The sequence below is a fragment of the Pseudomonas sp. C1C7 genome (genome assembly GCF_013359595.1).
Taxonomy (GTDB): domain Bacteria; phylum Pseudomonadota; class Gammaproteobacteria; order Pseudomonadales; family Pseudomonadaceae; genus Aquipseudomonas.
This window is the reverse complement of the sequence record NZ_JABFMP010000001.1, coordinates 320,311-341,223: the sequence shown is the minus strand read 5'-3', so window position 1 is coordinate 341,223 and position 20,913 is coordinate 320,311. Positions and strand designations below refer to the sequence as shown.

Annotated in this window: 19 protein-coding genes, 1 tRNA gene and 1 pseudogene; 8 read left to right on the top strand and 13 right to left on the bottom strand. The window is 54.1% G+C overall.

Features of this window, described 5'->3' with window-relative positions:
* Window positions 1-151 (bottom strand): DUF3077 domain-containing protein (locus tag HNO86_RS01660; RefSeq protein WP_175375277.1); only part of this gene is annotated, 151 nt, incomplete at its 3' end.
* A 679-nt stretch (window positions 152-830) separates the two neighbouring features.
* On the opposite strand from HNO86_RS01660, the pseudogene HNO86_RS01655 reads away from it, so the two are divergent.
* A pseudogene (locus HNO86_RS01655) lies at window positions 831-980 on the top strand (multiprotein-bridging factor 1 family protein); the annotation flags it as partial.
* Here HNO86_RS01655 and HNO86_RS01650 read toward each other — a convergent pair.
* Window positions 980-1,309, bottom strand: coding sequence for a hypothetical protein (locus tag HNO86_RS01650; protein WP_175375276.1), 330 nt, complete (start codon window positions 1,307-1,309; stop codon window positions 980-982). The pseudogene HNO86_RS01655 and the gene HNO86_RS01650 sit on opposite strands and share 1 nt — an antisense overlap.
* 279 nt (window positions 1,310-1,588) lie before the next feature.
* Window positions 1,589-2,236, bottom strand: coding sequence for a hypothetical protein (locus HNO86_RS01645; RefSeq protein ID WP_175375275.1), 648 nt, complete (start codon window positions 2,234-2,236; stop codon window positions 1,589-1,591).
* 865 nt (window positions 2,237-3,101) lie between these two features.
* Between HNO86_RS01645 and HNO86_RS01640 the strand changes: the two genes are divergently transcribed.
* The 4 genes from HNO86_RS01640 (at window position 3,102) to iteS (ending at window position 9,470) form a co-directional block, all read left to right on the top strand.
* Window positions 3,102-4,802 (top strand): AAA family ATPase, encoded by a 1,701-nt coding sequence (locus tag HNO86_RS01640; protein ID WP_175375274.1) that lies wholly within the window; start codon window positions 3,102-3,104, stop codon window positions 4,800-4,802.
* A 40-nt stretch (window positions 4,803-4,842) separates the two neighbouring features.
* Window positions 4,843-5,631 (top strand): hypothetical protein, encoded by a 789-nt coding sequence (locus HNO86_RS01635; protein ID WP_175375273.1) that lies wholly within the window; start codon window positions 4,843-4,845, stop codon window positions 5,629-5,631.
* A 433-nt stretch (window positions 5,632-6,064) separates the two neighbouring features.
* Window positions 6,065-7,249 (top strand): anti-phage ATPase IteA, encoded by a 1,185-nt coding sequence (iteA, locus tag HNO86_RS01630; RefSeq protein ID WP_218583508.1) that lies wholly within the window; start codon window positions 6,065-6,067, stop codon window positions 7,247-7,249.
* The gene (gene iteS / locus HNO86_RS01625) at window positions 7,194-9,470 is read left to right on the top strand and encodes a S8 family anti-phage peptidase IteS (RefSeq protein ID WP_175375272.1); all 2,277 of its coding nucleotides are present in this window, start codon (window positions 7,194-7,196) and stop codon (window positions 9,468-9,470) included. The genes iteA and iteS overlap by 56 nt, the downstream gene beginning before the upstream one ends.
* A gap of 404 nt (window positions 9,471-9,874) precedes the next feature.
* Here iteS and HNO86_RS01620 read toward each other — a convergent pair whose 3' ends face one another.
* The 10 genes from HNO86_RS01620 to HNO86_RS01575 all read right to left on the bottom strand — a co-directional run bounded on the left by HNO86_RS01620 (window position 9,875) and on the right by HNO86_RS01575 (window position 18,226).
* The gene (locus HNO86_RS01620) at window positions 9,875-10,858 is read right to left on the bottom strand and encodes a chromosome segregation protein SMC (RefSeq protein ID WP_256672527.1); all 984 of its coding nucleotides are present in this window, start codon (window positions 10,856-10,858) and stop codon (window positions 9,875-9,877) included.
* A 93-nt stretch (window positions 10,859-10,951) separates the two neighbouring features.
* Window positions 10,952-13,858, bottom strand: coding sequence for a DUF927 domain-containing protein (locus HNO86_RS01615; RefSeq protein ID WP_175375271.1), 2,907 nt, complete (start codon window positions 13,856-13,858; stop codon window positions 10,952-10,954).
* Window positions 13,855-14,127 carry a DUF3077 domain-containing protein gene (locus tag HNO86_RS01610; protein WP_175375270.1) on the bottom strand — a complete coding sequence of 91 codons (273 nt, stop codon included), beginning with the start codon at window positions 14,125-14,127 and terminating at the stop codon, window positions 13,855-13,857. Before HNO86_RS01610 ends, HNO86_RS01615 begins: the two co-directional genes overlap by 4 nt.
* Window positions 14,124-14,408, bottom strand: a complete 285-nt coding sequence (locus HNO86_RS01605) for a hypothetical protein (protein WP_175375269.1) — start codon at window positions 14,406-14,408, stop codon at window positions 14,124-14,126. The genes HNO86_RS01610 and HNO86_RS01605 overlap by 4 nt, the downstream gene beginning before the upstream one ends.
* Window positions 14,405-14,566: a hypothetical protein gene (locus HNO86_RS01600; protein WP_175375268.1), complete on the bottom strand. Its 162-nt coding sequence runs from the start codon at window positions 14,564-14,566 to the stop codon at window positions 14,405-14,407. Before HNO86_RS01600 ends, HNO86_RS01605 begins: the two co-directional genes overlap by 4 nt.
* A 376-nt stretch (window positions 14,567-14,942) precedes the next feature.
* Window positions 14,943-15,248, bottom strand: a complete 306-nt coding sequence (locus HNO86_RS01595; protein ID WP_175375267.1) for a hypothetical protein — start codon at window positions 15,246-15,248, stop codon at window positions 14,943-14,945.
* Window positions 15,245-15,526 (bottom strand): AlpA family transcriptional regulator, encoded by a 282-nt coding sequence (locus HNO86_RS01590; RefSeq protein ID WP_175375266.1) that lies wholly within the window; start codon window positions 15,524-15,526, stop codon window positions 15,245-15,247. The genes HNO86_RS01595 and HNO86_RS01590 overlap by 4 nt, the downstream gene beginning before the upstream one ends.
* A gap of 90 nt (window positions 15,527-15,616) precedes the next feature.
* Window positions 15,617-16,456: a hypothetical protein gene (locus tag HNO86_RS30155; protein WP_256672526.1), complete on the bottom strand. Its 840-nt coding sequence runs from the start codon at window positions 16,454-16,456 to the stop codon at window positions 15,617-15,619.
* 279 nt (window positions 16,457-16,735) lie between these two features.
* Window positions 16,736-17,977 (bottom strand): tyrosine-type recombinase/integrase, encoded by a 1,242-nt coding sequence (locus tag HNO86_RS01580; RefSeq protein WP_175375265.1) that lies wholly within the window; start codon window positions 17,975-17,977, stop codon window positions 16,736-16,738.
* 164 nt (window positions 17,978-18,141) lie between these two features.
* Window positions 18,142-18,226 (bottom strand) — tRNA-Leu (locus tag HNO86_RS01575).
* Between the two features lie 105 nt (window positions 18,227-18,331).
* On the opposite strand from HNO86_RS01575, the gene queA reads away from it, so the two are divergent.
* Genes queA through yajC form a run of 3 tightly spaced genes read left to right on the top strand, consistent with a single transcriptional unit; the run spans window position 18,332 to window position 20,908 of the window.
* Window positions 18,332-19,396, top strand: coding sequence for a tRNA preQ1(34) S-adenosylmethionine ribosyltransferase-isomerase QueA (queA, locus tag HNO86_RS01570; RefSeq protein WP_175375264.1), 1,065 nt, complete (start codon window positions 18,332-18,334; stop codon window positions 19,394-19,396).
* A 14-nt stretch (window positions 19,397-19,410) separates the two neighbouring features.
* Window positions 19,411-20,526, top strand: coding sequence for a tRNA guanosine(34) transglycosylase Tgt (gene tgt, locus HNO86_RS01565; protein ID WP_175375294.1), 1,116 nt, complete (start codon window positions 19,411-19,413; stop codon window positions 20,524-20,526).
* A 43-nt stretch (window positions 20,527-20,569) separates the two neighbouring features.
* Window positions 20,570-20,908: a preprotein translocase subunit YajC gene (gene yajC, locus HNO86_RS01560; protein ID WP_110966483.1), complete on the top strand. Its 339-nt coding sequence runs from the start codon at window positions 20,570-20,572 to the stop codon at window positions 20,906-20,908.
* The last annotated feature ends 5 nt before the right edge of the window (window positions 20,909-20,913 follow it).

The following is a 20,913-nucleotide window of genomic DNA, read 5'->3' as shown; positions in this document are numbered from 1 at the left end:
TGGTCAGCGCCTTGGCAAGAAACAGAAAATCGGAAGCCATGCTCAACGCATCACCCAGCGGAACGTCGCGAGTGACATGGAACAGCGGTTGATCCGCGCAATAGATCGCGGGTGTCAGGCCGATGGTTTTGAGTTCGGGTTGCTCGGTCATTGGCCACCTCCGGTGAGGGAGAGGCAATGGGAGAGGGGGGGACGCGATTGGGGATTGCGTAGGGGGGAAGGGCAGGTTTTGTACGGATTTCTATTGCGCATATCTAACTCCCTGATTTGATACAACAAGGAGCTGCCGCATTCGTTACCAAGCGAATGGGCGGCAGCTGTGCGCAGGTTGGTAAACCGGGAAATCAAGGAAACCGGCACGTCCGAAGACGTCCCACGCACAGCCGCCATGACGCAGACCGCAGGCGAAAAAAAACGCCTGCGAAAGCATGGCGCTGTTACGCAGTGATTTACCTCGGGTTACCAAGCCCGGTCGCTGAATTTGCAGCGACGGGTGGGAGGGTATCGTGCACATCCGTTTACCGCAACCTTCCAGAATGCGTGTAAATGTTTGCCGGTCCATCGAGTGTGAAGCCCTTTAAATATGCCAATGCCATCCGTCACCGGGTTACATTTTTGCGCTTCGGGTCGTCGCGGATTTCAATCATAATCGCGCGCTCCATCTGGTCGCCTCATTTCAGAAGCTCTACTAATCTCTAGTCGCTGCCATCAGACCTTTCATCGCCAAGGAGAACGGTAATGCCAGATAACGGGAATCAGCACCAAGCCGACGTATCTTTTAGATATGTGCGCCAACCCTTACTGACCCCATCTGAATTGCCTGTCATCCCATGAGCCAAGCCGCCCTAGTCGATCCCAGCCTGCTTACATGGTCTCGAGAGCGAGCAGGCCTTTCCACTGAGCAAGTGGCAAAAAAGCTACCCGTGAAACCGGCTCGCGTGACGGAATGGGAAGCTGGTGAGACCAAACCAACCTTGATTTATTGAATGTCTTTCAGATAGTCCCTAAGTGCGATGAGCGGACCATCAAGCTGCGACATCGTTTGAGTTTCGGCAAACTCCCCCACCAACCTCCCCAACTCCCGCCCCAACGGCTTCTCCACACCCCCAACCGCGTCCAACGCCAACCCCACACACTCACCCACCTTCACCTGAATCCCCTCAACATCTCCACGCCGCACCAGAAGCTCAAACACATCCCGCTGGTAATCACCCATCACCAGGTCATCACGCAGAATCGGGCTTTGGTCTTCGGTTTCGTAGGCGAGTTTGAGGGAGTAGAGGGCGACGGTTTCCAGGTGTGATTCCATGGTCGGGTCCTTGTGAAAGGGTCGAGCGGGGTTAAGGGTGGAAGAGAAGAGCAAGATCAAAAGATCGCAGCCTTCGGCAGCTCCTACAGGGGGGGCGGGGTGTTTCTTCAGGCGAAAAAAAAGGCCTTGCTTCGCAAGACCTTTCTTAATTTTGGTGCCCGAGGGAGACTGGAGTGTTCCATATGGGCTGAGGCCTGCAGAGCTATTTTAAGCATTGGGATACAAGTAGGGATACATAATTCTGATCGCTAGCTGATTAGCCCAGGTTTAGTCGCGTGTTCAGTAGGGCTCAGGGTGAATCAGAATTGGTTGTCCGTAATGTACGTTTTCCCTGCTCATAGCTTCAGTGGTATGCGATCCACAGTAGTCGCAGCAGAGTTGGTGTTCGACCTGCCGTGTCCGGGGATCTGTAAATGGAATCAGATAAATATTGCCCGCCGTATGCCCACAATCACAGTCATTACTTTGAAGAGCAGGGGCCAGACGCTCCCAAGATTTAGGGAAATATTGACGAATCAAAAGATAAAAATCAGGGCTTCCTACGAGTGTCGATTCGATTTCGCGATCAGTGAAAATCTTGAGCCCAGCACCAGTATTCGCTTGAACGCGTTCAAAGGATTGTAGCAATCCCGAGGTGAGCGGTCGGCTGTAGACGAACATGAATCCATTGCATTGAAATTCTCTGAGTCGGTGATCCTTAGCCTCATCATCACTACTGCCAATGGTCCCACTGCTACGGTGTTTACAGCTCACCAGCCAGCGATATTTACCACCAAAGCGCACATTCTCGGATGCGATGAAATCCCTACCGCCGTCTGGTCCTACCGCACATCGCGCCTCTATATCCAGCCCCAGAATCTCGACGAAGGCCATAGCAAAGCACTCCCAGTCCTGATGGTAAGTCACTTCATTAAAGTCGATGAGCATCTTCTTTCCTTAGTCTGAGCGCGGGGTTTATAGAGATGATCCCACATGGCAGACCTGCTGGGGACCCTGGGACGAATGGGTTGATACGGGGTCGGAAACCCGCGGGATCGAGTTAGAGGAAAAGGTGCCAGCTTAGTGAACAGGTGAACTCGGTGAACTGAGGTTCACCAGTGCATTTGCCCTATCTCTCCGGGGATGGACTGTCACTATTACCAATGCGGTAACGAAGCCTCTCTTTCTGAGAAATCATTTCAATTTCAGTGCCTGAAATTTCAGTAAGTTGGACCGCCTGCCGCTACCACGATCCCGCGGGTTTCCGACCCCGTGTCTCTCTAATCGACTCAGGGGCCCTAGGCTCTCGCTGGGTGCTGCTCGCGGATGGCGCTCGTTACTAATGGGGAGTGGGGCGGGTACCTATTAAATCTGGTGTAACGCGTGTAACTGGTGTGGCAGCCATGGGTAATTAACTGAATTTAAAGGGTTTTTTCTGTGTAACGCTTGCTGGGTGCGTTTGGTATACGAGGTGTAACAACACTGCTTGGTGTAACATCTTGTCAGGCTAGGCGGTAGTGACAGTAGCACTGCTTGCCAAGAATAAAAATCAGTCCGGCTCGCCCAGACGGATAGAGTTCCAGGACAAGTCATGATAAAAATCTTTGAGGGCAATTTTACGTGTATGCACTTTCGATCAGGCCTTATATGTATATTAGTAAGCCACGCAGGGTGCCATTAAAAAGGTCCTTTGATGCTATAGTAGGATGTTGAATCGAGTTGTGTTCTTGTTGGGTGTATGTTGTTTTTTATTCTCGGATATAAAAATTCTCCAATAAAATTCATAAAAGATCGCACTAGAAAAGGATTTTAAATGTGGGCCACGACTGTAACTGAAAGCGCTTCCAACCCCAGTACAGAAAAAACTATAAATATATTTCCAGTAAATACCGGGTGGAATGACTTTGGCTATAATTTTCATGCTCAGGCTAGATTTCTTGCAAGTGGGGTTGTTCATGAGGCAAATATAAGGCTTGTTCCTTTTCCAAGCGATCAACCAGAAAGTAATATTAGCGCTTGGGTGAAGCGGCTTATTGGTATACATAAAAAGGAGTTGCCTGGATTTCCTCCTAATATTAAGTTTCCGCCATTTGTTTGTGTTCTTTCATCTGTGGATGAATATAAGCGTTTGGCGGAAGTGTTGGCACCTGATGCTTATGATGAAGTGTTATTGAGCCTTGGAGAGCTTAACTCTTTGCTCATAAACGAAAAAATCAGCAATGATACCTATCGATTGGTCGTGGATACGCCCCAGTTTGCCAATGGAGTAATAAGGAAAAGTGGGCCGTACAAAGCTTTCAAATACGGATACTTTAAAGGGAATCGGGTACAGCCACCGATCGATGCTAGGATTCCATTTAGCTTTACTACCAAGCCACGTGAAGCTTCTACTTACACGGTAAATTTCACTTATCGTGACAATGATTTAATACCTGACCGAGTACACTGCCTAATCGGGGTGAATGGGGTCGGAAAGACTAGGTACTTAAAAAATCTCATCTTGGCGGTACAAGAAAAAGTCAACTCAGTCTCTGAGTCGCGTATTCCCTCCCAGCTTTTCGAGCAAGACGGCGGTCTCGCCGTGCCAGACGAAAATGAATGCAGTGAAAATTGGAGTGATTTACCGTCGTTTAGTCGTGTTTGTGTTTACTCCACAGATCCTCACAATATTTTGCCGCGGCGAGCAAACTTAAGAGGAGCGTTCGATTATCTTTATTTTGATATGGGGCTAGAAGAAAAGTCAGGCTTGGCGCATCAACTAGCTGACCTGATTCGAAGCGAAGATAGGCTGGGAAGTGAGGAGCGTTTCGTTCTTTTCAAAAAAATCATGCAAAAAGCTGTACCCGATGCACAGTTATTAATACCTGTGCACAATAAGTTACAAGACAGTGCAAAAATGTTTGACGAGCTAGGTAATGCTTGGATTCCATTAGCCGCAGTCAGAGGTAACGAGCTCAGGGTCTTGGATATCCTAAATAATATTAATGAAACCAGGGACTTAGCATTTAGGACTGAGGCAAGGTTAGCTATACCTTTAAGTAGCGGGCAAAAAATGTTTTTCCGATTTGCCACCCATTTTTTGTCCGTGGCAGATCAAGGTACTCTCGTTTTAATAGATGAGCCAGAAACGCATCTACACCCGAATCTGATAACAGAGTTTATGAATTTACTTTACGAGGTCTTGGTGGCGACTTCGTCAGTAGCTGTAGTTGCCACCCACTCTGTCTATGTTGTACGTGAAACACCATCGCACTGTGTCCACGTTTTTCGAAAAAAACAAGATAGCACTGTCGCGATCGATCAATTCTACATAAAAACCTTGGGTGCTAGCGTGTCAGAACTTTCCGAAACTATTTTTGGTGACAGCTTGGTGGAGTCATTCAATGATAAAATAGTAAATCAGATAGTTGAAAGAAAGATATCGCTAGAAGATATTATTAAGCGCTACAGTGATATCCTGAGCATGGATATGCTAATCAAAGTAAAGCATCATCTCAAAAGTAAGGAGTCTTGAGTTGAGGTCTTTACATTATAAGAAAATAGCAGACAGATCTATGCTGCCGGCAATAACCGGTCATTATGTTATTCTTCAGCCGATTGAGTTAGATATCAAGAATGCTTATCGCCGCTACGTGAGAACAAAGGGGTTGCCGATAACACAACCTATAAATACCTGCGACGAACAGAAAAAAGCATTAGTCTCTGCATATGAGAATAGACCAAAGGCAGCAAGTCTGGAATGGATCGACCTTATCAACTACAACGGCCTGGATAGCTGTCCATTTTGCGGCGGAGATGGAGCCAGAACCATTGAGCATTACCTGCCCAAAGCGTGCTATCCAGAGTTTTCTGTGTTTAGCTTAAACCTGATGCCCTCCTGTGGAGGTTGCAATACGAAGCGAAATAATATAAATGAGTATGGTGCGCCAATCGCGTTATTGCACCCTTATTTCGACAAAGCTCTTCTTAGCCGAGTATCGCTATATGTAAGTATTAAGGCTGAGCACGGAGTTCCCGAATTTGGTGCCTTGCTTTATGACCAGAGCGGTCTAACTGAAGATGAAATTTGTAGAGTTGACCACCATATTGACTCCTCTGTTGACGAGATAGCTTACTTTAATAAGTGTCAGGCCCTATTCTCGGATGTTAGAAGAAGAGCAAGGCGCTGGCCAACTATAGTGGAGTTTAGAAGGGAAGTCGTTTTATACGAATTCCATCTATGTCAAGAAAGCGGCGATTACAACTCTTGGAGATATGCTTTTTACCATGGTCTGACTAAGCTTAAAGACGAGGATATTAATGTGTTGGTGGTGGACGTTTTAGGTACGCAAGTAGGATGGTAGTAATAATCCATCCCTAGAACCCTAAATAATTAAATTCAGCTTGGAGTGCTTCGATGACTGCTTCTGTATGAGCGTTCATTGGCCGGTGAACCCAGCACCTAGCCTAGCTTAATCAGTATTTTCTGTGATCGCTCCTGTGTCCATGGAGACAGCGTGTCTAGGAAACCATAGCAGCTCCGTTGCTGAGCGTTTACGCAAGGATGCAGTAAGTCAAAGCGTGCCTTATCGATGTCGCCTTTTTCTTAGCAATCCAACACTCCCACCGTGAATCGACCTTCCGACCCCCTATAGCTCTCTAGGGCATTTCGCTTCTGCCAAGGTGAGTGACAATTGCCAAGGGGTGTTTCATAAATGGCGGATTGTGTAGCGGAAATGGCCTTTTGCGTTACACTAACGCCAAAATTTGAAACGAATTTGTGGGTTGGTAGCGATCTTGGAACATCTCTCGGAAATACTCAAAATATTGGACGGCGCCCTGAGAGCTAATGCCAGTATGGCCTCGAACTATGCTGGGCTGCTTGCTGAGAAGTTGGACCAGGCTGGAGAGGGCAAGCAAGCGCGCTTGATTCGCGAGCGGCTAGCCCGGGCACCTGTGGCGCTAGCAAGTGTGCAAGACGCTTCCAACGGGGTCAGCTTCGGGAACCTACCTGTTGACGGTGAAAGCCATCTGCACACTGTGGATGTAAGCCATCCTAAGGAGGACGATGCCCCTCTTCTGCTACCGAGTGCGATTGCATCCCGAATTGGTGAGTTTATTGCCAATGTCCAGCGCTACGACGAGCTTGCCCGTGTCAATGCGGCGATGCCGAGTCGGCTACTGGCTTATGGGTTGCCAGGAACCGGAAAAACCAAGCTGGCACGCTACGTAGCTGCAAAGCTAAATCTGCCCCTGCTCACAGTACGCTGCGATACGCTTGTGAGTAGCCTTTTGGGTCAGACCAGCAGAAATCTCAGACGGGTTTTTGAGTTCGCACAACAAAGGCCCTGCGTACTCCTCCTCGACGAATTTGATGCTTTGGCAAGCGCGAGGGGTAATGAGCGAGACGTTGGAGAACTTCAGCGCGTTGTCATTGCGCTGCTGCAGAACATCGATGCGATAACGGAAAGCACGGTAGTGATTGCCGCCACGAATCATGACCGCTTGCTGGATCCGGCGGTGTGGCGACGTTTCGGTTTCCGCGTACCAATGCCGATTCCAGACACTGCTTTGCGTAAGCAGCTATGGGCACAATTTTTGTTGCCGTACACGATTGAAGGGATCGATCTGAACCATCTCGCAGATATCTCTGCCGGTATTACTGGTTCAAACATTGAGCAGGTCTGTCTTGATACGAAGCGAGCGACAGTTCTTGCCAGCGGCAGCGAAATAAGTGAGTTAGAGCTAACACGGCGGCTAGGTTTAAATCTGGCGATTACAAGTGGCATACTGCTATCAACCGTCGAGGCGGAGATTCATTGGCTGCGAGAGTGGTCCCCTAAGCATTTTTCCATCAGGGCCCTCGCGAAGCTTTACGGTCTATCGACAAGGCATATAGGCAAGGTTATCAAGGAAGGCAGCGACCATGGCACGCAAGAAAGGCTCAGAGTCAATCCAGGATCGACCCAAACCCCGGACTGACAACCCCTTTATTCACGTCCCATTCTCCCCCAGAGATCTCAGTTCAGTAGAGCGTCCTCCGGGCGGCGGCAAAAAGCTTCTAGTGCCCGTTGATGACGAGTACCGGCAGACTCTATCGGAGACTTTGCTGAAAGCTTCTTCAGCCCTTTCAGGCGAGCGCGAAAGATATCCATCGCAACTGTCGACGTTCATCTTTCGACTAAGGGAAAAAGGTATTGCGAAGTCTCATAGGCCAGTCGAAATTGCCGAGGAAACGGGGCTTCAACCTGCGGGTCACGCTAAAATTGACGAGATGTTGGTTTCCGCGGACGGGACCGCGATCTCAGCGCTCAACAATGCAATATTGAAGCGTAAAACGAAAGTAATTACCGCCAACCTCAGCGCTATCGAAGGGATCGAGCCCTGGGGGCGGGCTCGTCGCAACCCTGGAGGCCCCGCTGAATTATTACTGAAGGGAAGCGGTTTGCTGAGACTCTTCCAATATCAGCGGTCAGATATAAACAGCATCAACCAAGAAGCCATCATCCGGCTCTTGAAGTCACTGAACATTGAGTATTCCGAGATTCCCATCGGTAGAGGCTTACCTCTCATCGCGATTCGCCGCCTAGATCGACTCAATGAAACAGCTCTTGATAGCTTGCTAGACTACCCCGGCGCACGTCAGATTTACGCCGAGCCTACTTTCTATAGTCGGAACTCTGTAAGTGTGCCTGTAACAGCTGCATCAGGCAGCACAGCGGCCTCTGCGAACATTATTTATCCTACTGTCGCAGTCTTTGATACAGGGGTGAGCAGAGACGCTGTTGCGATATCCGATTGGGTAAAAAGTCGCGACACCTACGTCCTTCCGCCTGATACCAATTTCGAACATGGCACGGCAGTCGCATCTCTCGTCGCGGGTGCGGCACATTTCAATGATGGACATTCCTGGATACCTCAAACGCAGGCTTATGTGCATGATGTATGTGCGCTGGAAGCCCGAGGTTCTTCCTTCGGCGAGCTGGAACTGAGGTTACGGGAGGCGGTTCAACGCCGACCGGACATCAAAGTCTGGAACCTTTCGCTTGGTGGGGCGGCGTGCGATGAGCAAAGTTTCAGCGAAATGTCCATGGCGCTGGATGATCTCAGTGATAAGTATGGTGTCCTCTTCGTTGTCGCGGCTGGCAACTATCTCGATCAACCGCGACGGACTTGGCCGAACCCGGCACAGCTAGCCGATCGTGTTTCATGCCCTGGTGAATCTGTCAGGGCGCTAACAGTCGGGTCGGTCTCTCATGTTGACGCTGCTGGGGCGCTTTCAGCGGTCGGGCATCCCGCGCCTTACTCGCGTTGCGGACCGGGCCCAGTATTCACTCCAAAGCCAGATATAACTCATGTTGGAGGAGGGGTTCATGCCCCCTGGGCGGCTGGTCCTAGCAGCCTCAAGGTGCTCACACCGGGTAATCAGCTCAGCTATGATTTCGGTACCAGTTACGCAACACCCATCGCTTCTGCGATGGCTGCCAATGCTTGGTTAGCAGTGACCGGACACGGAGCTTTGACTCCGACACCGGCACTGGTAAAGGCTCTAATGATTCATTCTGCGCAACTATCGTCACCTGATTACGAACCTTTCGAGCGCCGATACCATGGAGCGGGCCGGCCTGAGGCTATTCTAAAATGCCTGTATGACAGCGACGACAGCTTCACGATGGTTTTCCAAGCCGACTTGGTGCCAGGAATGCGCTGGCGAAAGGCCCCTTATCCGATTCCCGAAGCTCTGATTCATAACGGAAAATTTCGAGGTGAGATCATCATCACCGCTGCCTATGCACCTCCAGTTGATCCAGGTGCAGGCAGTGAATACGTCCGGGCCAATGTTGAGCTCAGCTTTGGTGAAATCGACGGTAATAACATCAAAGGCAAGGTCCCGATGGACGGAGAAGAGGGGCAGAGTGGGTACGAAACCGCCCAAGTAGAGCATGGAAGCAAATGGTCGCCGGTGAAGGTTCATCGTAAGAGTTTTCCACAAGGAACAGCTGTTGAAACCTGGGGACTTCAAGCCACGGCAATGCTTCGAGCTTTCGAGCCAGCGCTGACACACGCGCTGCCGGTTACTATTATCGTCACGCTACGTGCACTGGATGGAAATCCTGATGTTAGAAGCGATGGAGTTCGGGCATTGACGCAGGCCAACTGGATTCATGCGGTGCTTCCTGTTCGCACTCCGATCCGTATTTGAAAAAGCCACAGGGAAGAAGTGCATAAGAGAGTGCTGTTCTAACGAGTGACCACCACAATGGCGGCCTCTATTGCCGCCGGCTGTCGGTCAAAGGTTTTTTGAAAGGGTCACGACAAACAAGGGCGATTTACGCCCTTGTGGTGGGCTTGTTGGGTTTACAGACGCTTCATAATTGGCTGTCGATTAGGCTCATTTCCGCTTTGATTAAATTGATGGTCATCGTCTGTACGTTCGTGGCTTTGCTCGAGAGTCTATCAACAAGATTCAACAGTACCGCCATATGTGCTTTTCGCTCTCTCAGCGCCTCGTTCCGATTTGGGACGTTTTGTATCTGTGCGTTCATTCGTATCTTCCTTGTGGGGTTGAATAGCCAACATACGTAGGCTGTGTCGGTTGAGCAGGTGTTACATCATCAATACGTCATGGGCTGTGTACTTGTATGAGCGTTCTGCGAGATCACGGGATTTCCAATCGTGGAAATTTTCGCCCTGTTCCGGGAGAACCAGATTCATGAGGGCGATTTGATCCCGGTCAATCAGACGATAAGAAGCCCAAAGCTTCCCACCTACATCAAGTAACGCCTGGGCCGCTTGATTCCACTTTTCCTCTAACACGGTATGCGCAAGAAGGAGGGCTTTTCTCTCGATGGCGGAGTGTTCTTCTTGAGCTTCGGTGATGAATCGATCGACTGTAATTAACTCTTGTTCGAGGGCAGTGATGATCAGCTGTTGTCGGCGATTATGTTCGGTTGCCGTGGCTAGGTTTTTCGCCGCCTTCACGGCATCGGTGTTGGCGTTTTTCTCGCCCTCGGTGTCGCCCCAAGCCACCGCTTGCGCATAGGCCGTCGCTGCATCTGTTTCGGCTTGCCGAGCTTTAGCCATATCGTCGGTTGCTTGTTGCTGGATTTGCTCCAGGCGGATGCTGAGGCTTTGCCGTTTTTCATTCAGCGCTTGTTCGTCGGCCTTCCAAATTGTCATCGCCTCAACGTAGCCAGCCATGAGTGAGTCGCAGTTTATGAGCTCTTCACGTCGGCTAATCTTCTGATCCAAAAGGTGGGCTTCGTATTGACGTGAATCGAATACCCTTTTGAGGTCGCTGTATTTGTTTCGAATGTCGCGTTTTTGATCAGGATCGATAGGTTCATCGCTTTCCAGCGCTGCCTCATAAGGACGCAATTGGGTATGCAGGCGTTCTGCTTCGCTGAGTAGTTGGTCTCGTCGATCCTTCAATGCTTGGATCTCCTGTGCCCGCGCTTGTTCTGTGCAATCCGATTGATCTTTCGTTTCTCTGCTGCCCAGCGATGTCTCGGAAAGCAGTGACGGCTGAAGGCTTTCCGTTTCAGGAGTCAGTGGTTCGCGTTGCTCTGCCGTTACTTGAAGTTCGTTCATCTGCGTTGGTCCTGTGCAATTTGATAATGGGTTGAATGAGCGGCTGGCGAGGCCGGGAACGAGCCGGCGCTTCCTCAATCAGCGGAGATGCCCTCAGGCAGCCCGAGCCTCGCTCTCATTCGTTCCAGGAATCGTCTTCACGATGTAGCAGCGTTGCGGGCCGAGGCCGGGTAACCGGACCAAGCTCGACGCCTTGCCATCGCTGGCCGGTTCCAGTACGCCACGCTGTAGCAGTTCCTTGTTCACGGCGTTGATGTTCATGCCCCGGAAAATCTCGGAGCGCCACGCCTCGGGCAGCACGTAATAGGTGTTGGTGGTGTGCATGGTGTCGCCCATGCCGTGCTCGAGCGTTTTGCGAAAGCCGAGTCGGTCGATGGTGCGTGGGCCGTGTTCGTCGATCTTTGCCGCCGCTGATTCCCAGCGGGTGAAGCGGCTTTCGCCGAAGCGCTCGATGACCTGGCGCAGCCGGGCCAATATCGCATCACCCTCGAGATTACCGGCGCCGCCACGCTCGTTTAGCCAGGCGTTTAAGCACACGCGAGCCGCAGTAGTGGCCGTCCCATCAGGCCAGCCGGTGATGCCCATTGCGGTGGCCAGCTCGCCGGCTGCAGCCGCGAGGCCGAAGCGAGCAGCGGCTCGGTGTGCCTGTCCGCTGGCTGATACCGGGAGCGATTGGGCGATAAAGCCTTCCAGCGTGCGGCGCAGGATGGCCGACCAGCCGTGACGCTTACCGGGTTCGCACAGCGCCGTCAGGAAGGCAGTGAGCGGAGTGCCGTAGTAGTTCGCTACCCGCGCCTTGAGCGCGTCAGACAACGTCGCCGCATCCTCGAAACCGTTGAGCGCATCGAACATGCCGAGGCCTTTGCTGGCATCGGCCGGGACGGCGAGCATGCGCACCTCCATGCCCGCTTTCAGTTCCTTGTTGGCTTCGGCCATGTGCTGGGCCAAGGTCTTCTCGCCGGTGGAAAGAAACAGCAAGCGCCACTCCTGCACCTGTCGGCCAGCTTGGCCCCGGTCATTGGCGCGGGCCTTGCCGGTGCCGTTACCGAGCATGTACACCGTCTCGCCGATGATGCGTGGGTCGCACATGCCGATCTCGTCCAGTACCAGGAGGCCGTCGGAATGCGCGGCGGCGATGGATTCCAGCGCGTTGTCGGTGGAACGCCAGGAGCGCACCAAGCGCGGCCCGCCGTAGATCGAGGCGGCCACCTGCAAGTGAGTGGTCTTGCCGCCGGAGCTGTCGCCGTACAGGTGAAAACCGCCCGACTCATGACCGAGCATGTGCAGCAGGGGGCCTGCGAACGCAACACCGACGACAAACGCCAAGCGATGGTTGCCGATACACAACGCGCCGATCTGCTGTTGCCACTGCTCGAGCGTGCCCGCTTCGCTGATCGGCGGAAGCTGTGCGCCAGCCTCGTAGAAGTGCAGGTGTTCGCTGTGCGCGCCGACTTGTTGCTCGGGCAACAGAAAGGCGCTGTCGTGCCAACCCAAACGAGTGACCAGTCTCGCCCGTTGCGCGCTGTCGAAACCACCCAGGTAACTCTGCAGGTCGTTGCGTGCGTTGCGTCCTGAGCGGCTACCCGCTAGACGCAGCCCCATGTCCACCAACGGGCCGAGAACGTCTTTCCCGAAGTCTCCGGTCATGGTGCGCGCTGGAATGTTCCAACGCTTCTTGGTGCCATCCGGATCGTCGAACTCGACCAGTAGGCCCCAGTTGTGGCCCTTGTGATCACGGGTGCGGGCAAGGATTTCGAGAGGGGAGCACACTGGGCGCGCCTCGCCGTCGTCGCCGGCATAAAACACACCTTCGGGCGTCAGGCGAAAGCCACCGGGTATCAGGTCATTTTTCGATTTTGCGGGACGCTTGGCTGGTGTTTTCGTCTTTGGTTCAGGGTTGATTTTGGCCTGCTCGCTCACGGACTTTTCCACAGCCAAACCGAACAGTTCACCACTGCTTTCCAGCTCTGCGATGTGGGCCTCGGTCCAGCCTTTGGCGAGTGCATCAGCCGCATCGTCGCCGTCGTCCCATTGACCACCTTTGGCGAAGGCGGCACGTTCGTTCTTCAGCGTGGGTTTGCGTTTGAACACCTCCAAGGCGATAACACGGACCGAAGCAGCGCCGATTTCGCACAGCCTGTCAGCGACTGCTTCCATGCAAGCTTTGCCACTTATGTCGTTGTCTGGCCACAACAGTACGTCGCGACCTTTGAGCGGTGACAGATCAGCTTTGTGCCATGAGTTGGAGCCGTTCGGCCAGCAGGTGGCCACGTAGTTGACCAGCAGTTCGGCGGCAGCATCGGCAGCCTTCTCACCCTCGCACAGAACAACCGGAGCAGTCGCGCGCTGGGTCAGTTCATCAAGGCGCAGTAAAGGGCGTGGATCTGGCAGGCCCTGCCAGCGCCATTGCTTAGTTTGGTCATCGACGCGCTCGCACCATGTCAGTGGTGCAAAGACCTTCTTCCGCTTGCCGTCTTCATCGGGACCGAGGTCGAAGCGGTAGAGCGCCAAAAGTGGCTGGCCCTGCACATCACGATAGATCCACACCTTGGACGGCACACCGTATTGTCGGTGTTTGGCCGGACACCTGTTCATTGCGTCGGCCGGGATCGGCTGAATGGCGATCCACTCAGGTGATTTGGCTTTGCTAGGGGCGGGCTTTGTGTGGACGGAACCTGCCGAGACGTTCAGCAGGTTCGCCAGCTTGTTGCAAGCCTCGACATCAGTTCCGCCGTCCAGATAACGCACCAGATCGATCAGGTCGCCGCCTTTATCACCAGTGGCGAAGTCAGCCCAGGTGCCTTTACTCAGGTTAACTTTGAGCGAGCCGGCGCGCTTGTCATTGCGGGTAGGATTCGGGGCGGTGTATTCCTTGCCGCCATCCACGCGCTTGCCGTTGGGCAGCCAGTGCGAAAGCACTCGATCAATTTCTTTCTGCGCGGCGGCTTTCACGTCGGCAAAGCTCGGGCGTTTTGCAGCGCTATTCGGGCGTTGGTTCATGTGTCAGCCCTCGACAGAAACAGCGCGTCGTTGATGTCATCGATCAGCGCTTTGGCCATCTCGCCCAGGTACAGAGCCGGCCAGCTGAAACGGTCACCCTGATCGCTCATGGCGGCGTCGAAAGTGAGCTGGTTGGCGTGATGCTGCAGCAGCGACACCATCTCCAGCGCGTCTTCAACCGGGATACCGGCATTGACCCGAAACAGCTTTAACTCGGTAGAGTTGACGCGGGAAAAGGTGGCGTGGCCAAGGGTGGTGGACATGGTCATAGCGCACCCCCTTTTTGCACTGCAGGAGTGGAAGTGGTGTCGCCGTGCAAGGCGAGCGTCTTGATCAGGCCGAGGGTTCCGCGCACGTCCCAAAGGACGGCGGCTATGACGTGGTTAGAGAGGCGCGAGGATTCGTTTTCGAAGTGATCCTCTAGCAGCGTCAGTACCGAATCAGCGCGTTCGATGGCGCAGGTGATGGCGTCGATGGGCACGCCGGCTTCGACGGTTTTGCTGACGCACAGCAGGTCTTCAGGCAGGGCGCAACTCAGGGGGCTGTTCATTGGGCACCCCCTGCGGTTTCGAGTGCGCGGGCTTTGGCCATGTGGTTGTTGTAGCGGGTGAGGCGTGTTGCGAGGCTGGAATTGGCGTGTAAAGCGGCGAGAGCCATTGCACGGTGTGCAGCGGCGCGAATTTTGGACGGATTGAGGGTGTGTTGCATTTGTGAAGGCTCCTTGTACTGAGGAACCGCCACCGTCTGCCGCCAAGCAGATGAGGGTGACGGATTGCGCAGGATTGGCGGACCGGCGTACAAGGAGACCGGCGCACCCTAGGGTGCTCCTACGCAACCCGCCATAACACGGGAATGCGGGCACAAAAAAAGCGCCTGCAATCGTAATGGGGGCGCTGTTGCGCCTTGTACTGTTTGGGCCGCCAAGCCCAATCGCTGATTTTGCAGCGATGTCTTGAGAGTAACGTCCGTTTTTCGAAAGTGCAACCGTACAGATGGCTTGCAGATTTTTCAGGTGCGGCATAAATTGATCGTGCATGTAGATTTACCTCAACGCCTCCGGATCGCCCCCGGAGGCGTTTTCGTTTCAGGCATGGGTTTCCCAGCGCAGGGAGAGAAGAGGCAGAAATCCGCCGCTCAGCATGGAGCGGGCGTCTTGGTAGGCTTGCGTTTGCTGACCTTCGTCGACGATCACGGCGCCAATTTTTTCGCAGTGGAGGGAGAGGGCGCACCAGGTGCCATCGGCCCAGCTGAGTACGCCGACCACGCGGCCTTGTTTGTCCTGTTGGCTGCGGTAGCGTTCTAGGCGTTGCATCAGGCGGTTTGAAAAGCCGATCTGGCGTAGCACGGAAAAGGGATGCATCAATGCGTTATTGGCGATCTTGCGGCTCATGCAGCCACCTGATCACGTGCCTCGATACGGCTGCGTGCCCACGCTTGAACTTCAGAAAGAACCCAGGCAACAGGAGCGCCACGGGCATTGCTGTTGCTCAGCTTGACGGGCTGGGGGAAGCCGCAGTCGGTGCGTTGCATCAGTTTGTAGATGGTCGAGCGCTTCATGCCCACGATGCCCTCCACCTCACGCATGCGGATCAAGGTCGAAGCGGCATCAAAAAGTGACGGGGAGTTGGTGGGTGTCTTGCGGGGAAAATCGGTGACAGAGGTGTTCATAGGTATTGCTCTCGATTGATTTGGACAACGAGAGCAATGGTCTAGGGATTGGTCGGCGGTGAGCAGTTCACTTCCAATTGAAATTTTGGTTTACAGCACGAAATTTCGTTTGAGGATGGCGTCAATGGATTTTCGCGATAGCGCCTTTTCTGTTTCGAGAGTTACCCAATCGAGGCGCTGTTTTGGTGGTTTGGCAACTTCTCGTTTTAGCCAGGCATGCACCGCCGTCGCGATGTTCCTCTCGGGCATCCCGCTCGCCAAGTAGTGCCGCCCCTGACGAACGATTGCCGCGTTACGGGCAACGATGTCTTTATTACGCTCCATACCACTGGTAACGCCCCCTTTAATACGGATGGCGTTCTCGATCGCCTCATCAGCCAAGGGTGTCAGCTCGTCATTGATCAAGCAGGGCAGTGAAGTAATGGGCTCCAGGTACAGTACAAACTGATCGAGGGCCTGGATGCGTTCATTGGGGTCGACCTGCATTTCTACAACTTGACAGTAAAGATCCCAAGGCCAGTCGCTCGGAGGCTCAGCAAAATGCGACCAAGCTTTCTGGTCGGTAGCACGCATCCAATCGGCCAACGCTTCCAAGGCTTTTACTGCGCAGGCCATGATATAGGCAGCATGCGCGTCACGTTCTGAGGCTGAGTGGCAGTTGCTGTACTGGCGGACCCAATGTGCAAGTCGGGCTCTGTTGTCGGTTGAGGCGTACTGAAAAATTGTCTCTTCATGCATCGTTGTTTTGATGCACATGCTACTGAGATCGCTGTTGATGTCGCCGGGCTGAATGCGCAGGCAACATTGATTGATCAGATCGCACACATCGGTGAGCTGTTCATTGCAGAGCTCGTAGAGCGGTTGTGCCGAGAGATATCGGATCAGACCTGCGGTTAAAGCTGATTGCAAAATGGGTTGATAATCAGTCATCGCCAATGGCTCTATTGGCGTAGCGCTGAATCCCACGCCCTGCGTTTTGCAAGCGTAACCCGCGTGAGTCGCTCTGTGGCCACATGCCCCGAGCGTCAGCCAGCAGCGAGCGTAGTTTGAGTCGGGCGTTACACATCAAGGCAGTGTCACACAAGGTGTACGGACAGTTGCTCAGTCGTGTAACGGGCGTGAAAGCTAATGAATTCAAATGCTTGGCGAAAGTCGTTACACGAGTAACACCTGTAACGTGGGTTTTTGAGGGGTATTGAATGGGTTTACTCATACCGCTTTTCCAAATTGCCCCTTGATGACCTTTCCGCTCGCGAGGGCATCAAGGTGATCGGCGTACCACTGCATCATCTTTACACGGTGCTCAAAGTATTGGGCCTTGTTGTATACCCCAGAAATTCCCTCTTCTTTGTGAGCAAGCTGCGCTTCCACATGTTCCTTCGGCCAGCCGTGTTCCCTGAGCAGAGTGCTAGCGGTATGGCGAGTGCCGTGGCCAACCAAGCGGCCCTTGTAACCAATGGTCGCAAAGACTTTGTTGATGGTATTTTCGCTGATGGTCGGGTTCTTCGCGCCGACTCCGGGGAATAGCCATCGACTGCGCCCGGTGAGGCAGTGGAGTTCTTTGAGGGCGGATAGCGCCTGCTTCGGAAGTGGACACACGAAATCTCTGCGCATTTTCATCTTGGCGGCGGGTGTCGTCCAAATCGCTTTATCAAGGTCGAACTCTTTCCATTCAGCTAAGCGAACCATGCCCGGCCTCGATGCCGTCCATATGCAGAGCCATGCTGCAGTTCGAGCCGTCAGCCTGCTAGGGGTGTTTTTCAGCGCGGTCAGAAAGTCGCCCAGTTCAGGTTCCAGCAAGTGAGGATGCTGTTGAGTTTTGGGGGCTTGGGCGGCGATATCGCGAAGTCGGCTTCCCGGGTCGTTTTCAGTTAGACCTAAGCCGATGGCTCTCCCAAAGATTTGATTTATCCAGGTACGGCACTTTTCCGCGACGTTGTGTGCGTCCCTGGCTTCGATGGATGCCTGGAGGTTTGCACAGTCAGTACGGGTGATTTCGTCGAGAGGTTTGTCTCCCAGTGCCGGGAGTATGTCTTTATCGAGGTAGGTACGGATTTTGTTGAGTGTTGAGGGTGCAAGACCCTTTTCCTCTTTCGCCTTGAGCCAGGCATCAGCAGCCGCTTTAAAGGTTCGAGTTTTGGCCGCATCGATTGCCGCTTTCGCAGATCGCTTTTGCTCGAGGGGGTCGGCACCGCTACTGACTACTTTGCGCAGTTCAGCAGCTTTGTCTCGTGCCAAAGCACCACTGACTTCCGGGTAACCCCCGAGCCCCATCCAAGCCCAATTGCCCGCCGGACGTTTGTAGCGGAGTTGCCAAGACTTACCTCCATCAGGTTTGACCCTGAAGTAGAGGCCGTTTCCGTCCAGCTCCCGGTATTCCTTTGATTCCGGCTCCAGCCCCGCAAGTGTCGTGTCTGCGAGAGGGCGGCGCTTGATATCTGCGCGCTTCATCCTTGTATCCCAAAGTTCGGTATTTTTCTCAGGATACAAGCAGGGATACAGGGATACAACGAATAAGGGGAGACAGGGGTAGACAGACAGGCACAAAAAAACCGGCCAAGTGGCCGGTTTCTCTGGGTCTGAGAGGCTGGTAGAGACTCTCAGATACTGCTATGTGGTGCCCCGAGGGAGACTCGAACTCCCACTCCTTTCGAAAACGGATTTTGAATCCGCCGCGTCTACCAATTCCGCCATCAGGGCAATGGCCGCGGAGTATAGAGAGGTGAATACCGCCGGTCAATCAGGTACATGGAGAATTTTCCATAATTCCGCTAGACTTCCCGGCCCTGCTAGACGAACCCCATCATGCGCGTTGCTGACTTTACTTTCGACCTCCCCGATTCGCTGATTGCCCGCCATCCACTGGCCGAGCGTCGCAATAGTCGCCTGTTGACCCTCGATGGGGTCAGCGGCGCCCTGGCACACCGTCAATTCACTGATTTGCTTGAGCATTTGCGCCCGGGCGACTTGATGGTGTTCAACAATACCCGGGTGATTCCGGCGCGGCTGTTTGGCCAGAAGGCTTCCGGCGGCAAGCTGGAAATCCTGGTGGAGCGGGTGCTGGACAGTCATCGCGTGCTGGCCCATGTGCGGTCCAGCAAGTCGCCCAAGCCCGGGTCGAAGATCCTGATCGATGGCGGTGGCGAGGCCGAGATGCTGGCGCGTCACGATGCGCTGTTCGAACTGGGGTTTGCCGAAGAAGTCCTGCCGCTGCTCGACCGCGTCGGGCACATGCCGTTGCCTCCTTATATAGACCGCCCCGATGAAGGCGCCGACCGCGAGCGCTATCAGACCGTCTACGCCCAGCGTCTGGGCGCGGTGGCGGCGCCGACGGCGGGGCTGCATTTCGATGAGGTGCTGCTGGAGGCGATTGCCGCCAAGGGCGTCGAGACGGCGTTCGTGACCTTGCACGTGGGCGCGGGCACGTTCCAGCCAGTGCGGGTCGAGAAGATCGAAGACCATCACATGCACACCGAATGGCTGGAAGTCGGCCAGGACGTGGTGGATGCGGTGGCGGCCTGCCGCGCTCGCGGTGGTCGCGTGGTGGCGGTGGGGACCACCAGCGTGCGTTCCCTGGAAAGCGCTGCCCGCGATGGCGTGCTCAAGCCGTTCAGCGGCGATACGGACATTTTCATTTACCCGGGCCGGCCGTTTCACGTGGTCGATGCCCTGGTCACCAACTTCCATTTGCCCGAATCCACGCTGTTGATGCTGGTTTCGGCGTTCGCCGGTTACCCCGAGACCATGGCGGCCTATAAAGCCGCGGTCGACAACGGATACCGCTTTTTCAGCTACGGTGATGCGATGTTCATCACCCGTAACCCCGCGCCTGCCGGTCCTAAAGAGCCAGGCCCAGAGGAAACCGTATGAGTCGCGAATGTCGCATGTCGTTTGAGCTGCTTGCCACCGATGGCAAGGCTCGTCGTGGTCGCCTGACCTTCCCCCGTGGCACCGTCGAGACCCCGGCTTTCATGCCGGTGGGCACCTACGGCACGGTCAAGGGCATGCTGCCGCGGGATATCGAGGCGATTGGTGCGGAGATCATTCTGGGCAACACCTTCCACCTGTGGCTGCGCCCGGGCACCGAAGTGATCAAGAAGCACGGCGACCTGCACGATTTCATGCAGTGGAAAGGCCCGATTCTGACCGACTCCGGCGGTTTCCAGGTGTTCAGCCTGGGCGCCATGCGCAAGATCAAGGAGGAGGGCGTGACCTTCGCCTCGCCGGTCGACGGCGCCAAAGTGTTCATGGGCCCGGAAGAGTCGATGCAGGTCCAGCGCGACCTGGGCTCGGACATCGTGATGATTTTCGACGAATGCACGCCGTACCCGGCCGACGAAGACGTCGCCCGCGTGTCGATGGAGTTGTCGCTGCGTTGGGCCCAGCGCTCGAAAAACGCCCATGGCGACAACACCGCGGCGCTGTTCGGCATCGTTCAGGGCGGCATGCACCAGGATCTGCGCATGCGCTCGCTCGAAGGCCTTAACAAGATCGGCTTCGACGGCCTGGCCATTGGTGGTCTGTCGGTGGGCGAGCCCAAGCATGAAATGATCAAGGTGCTGGATTATCTGCCGGGCATGATGCCGGCTGACAAACCTCGTTACCTTATGGGCGTTGGCAAACCGGAAGATCTGGTGGAGGGTGTGCGCCGCGGTGTGGACATGTTCGATTGCGTGATGCCAACCCGTAATGCCCGCAATGGGCATCTGTTCATTGACACCGGCGTGCTGAAGATCCGTAACGCGTTCCATCGCCATGATGATTCGCCGCTCGATCCGACCTGCGATTGCTACACCTGCCAGAACTTCTCCCGCGCTTACCTGCATCACCTGGACAAGTGCGGCGAAATGCTGGGGAGCATGCTCAATACCATCCATAACTTGCGCCATTATCAAGTGCTTATGGCTGGTTTGCGCGAGGCTATTCAACAGGGTACATTGGCCGCCTTTGTCGATGCCTTCTACGCCAAACGCGGATTGCCTGTTCCGCCTTTGGACTGAGTTTTCTGACCCCAAGATTCAACATTTGCAACTGGAGTGCTAAATGAGCTTTTTTATCTCTAATGCCATGGCAGACGGTGCTGCACCGGCAGCCGCAGCCCCGATGGGTGGTGGTTTTGAGTGGATTTTCCTGGTCGGCTTCCTGGTCATCTTCTACCTGATGATCTGGCGTCCACAGGCCAAACGCGCCAAAGAGCAGAAGAATCTGCTGAGCAGCCTGCAAAAGGGTGACGAAGTTGTGACCACCGGCGGCATCGCTGGCAAGATCACCAAGGTTGCCGACGATTTCGTGGTGCTGGAAGTGTCCGACACCGTCGAAATGAAGTTCCAGAAAGGCGCTATTGCCGCCACGCTGCCAAAAGGCACGCTCAAAGCGATCTAAAAGCT